General features: G+C 60.2%; 1 protein-coding gene. It reads left to right on the top strand.

The window, feature by feature from the left end:
* The coding region (locus tag G3446_RS26610; RefSeq protein ID WP_209262658.1) for a helix-turn-helix domain-containing protein at positions 1 to 1,560 on the top strand (1,560 nt) is incomplete at its 5' end.
* Between the last annotated feature and the right edge of the window lie 42 nt (positions 1,561 to 1,602).

Below are 1,602 nucleotides of genomic sequence, written 5' to 3' on the forward strand. Positions count from 1 at the left end.
ATCGTCTATCGTTTGAGTAAGCCCGCACACGGGAGTCAGACGATGAACCCCTTTGTTGAACAGCATCACGATGAGATCAGCTGTGTGTTGTCTTGCTTCGACCGGGTCGTCATCACCGGCACCTTCCCGGAGATCTGCCACGCCAAGGCGATGGCGAGCTACCTTGGTCAACGCGACATCCGCCTGTTCGATTACACCCAGTGGGCCGAGCCGTTGCGCGAGGAGATCCGCGCCAATGCCGAGCATCTCGCGGCCGAGGCCGGTGTGCAAATCGAGTTTATCCGTAAGCTCAAGGCGTTTCGCAAGGAGGATCGGGTTCAAGCAATCCTCGCCGAGCGTGGCGATCATCCCGGTTTGGTGCACATCTTCTCGGCGATGGAAGCCTGCTCCTCCTATCGCCCCTGGCACGACAAGGCGAGTGGCAAGACCTTCTTCAAGCCGATCAGCGGCAAGTGCCTGCACTACTATTTCTACTTCGTCGACGCCGACTTCGGTCTGTGCTACGTGCGCGTCCCAACCTGGGCACCGTTTCGCCTGCAGGTCTATTTCAACGGCCACGGTTGGTTGGCGCGACAGCTCATGCACGCCGGCATCGCCTTCGACGCCGCCGATAACGCCTTCGTGCGCCTCGCCGATCCGGGCGCCGCTCAGCGTCTCGCCGACAGCCTCGATCCCACGACCCTGCATCAGCACCTCAATGCCTGGGCGCAACGCTTCTGCCCCGTGCTCGGGCACTTTCGCAGTGGCGTGCATTGGAGCTTCATGCAGGTCGAGTACGCCACCGATGTCGTCTTTCTCAAACAGGCGCACTTCCAACCGCTCTATGAAGCGATCGTGCGCACCGCCGTGCACGTGATCAAAGCCGAGCAGGTCGCGACCTTCCTCGGCCACAAGCTCACCGCCAAGTACCAAGGCGAGGTCGGCAACGACTTCTCCACCCGCATCCAGGGGACCCGCATTCGCCATCACATGGGGCCAGCCAGCATCAAGCTCTACGATAAAGCAGGCATCATGGCCCGTGTCGAGTGCACCGCCAACGATGTGTCCTTCTTCAAACACCACCGTCACGTGGAACAGCGTAACGGCGAGACCGTCTTCAAGCTCGCCCCACTGCGCAAATCGATCTACAGCCTCAACGACCTGCGCCGGCTCATGTCCGCCGCCAATGAGCGCTACCTCGCCTTCATGGCCTGCATCGACAATCCCGACGCGCCCCAAAAGGCACTGGCCAAGATGGCTGCTCCGAGCAAGGTCAAGGGCCGCTCCTTTCGCGGTTTTGACCTCTTCCTCGACCCCGACTATCAGCTCTTCCTCACGCTCGCCCGGGGCGAGTGGTCGATCTCCGGCTTCCGCGCTCGCGATCTGCGTGAGCACATCGATGGACTCTCACCAAGCCGCGCGTCCTATCTGATCAAACGCCTACGCACCCATGGGCTCATCAAGAAGGTCGGTCATGCCTACAAATACTTCTTCACCAAGCTCGGGCGGCGCGTAGTGACCACCGCGCTCGTCATCCGCGAGTATTTTGTGCAGCCGAGTCTCGTGCTGGAGGCCCTTTAGAATTCTCATCGTTTTGTCAAAGATTTTGTCGATAAGGGACTA

It is taken from the genome of Thiorhodococcus minor, assembly GCF_010820565.1.
Classification (GTDB): Bacteria; Pseudomonadota; Gammaproteobacteria; order Chromatiales; family Chromatiaceae; genus Thiorhodococcus; species Thiorhodococcus minor.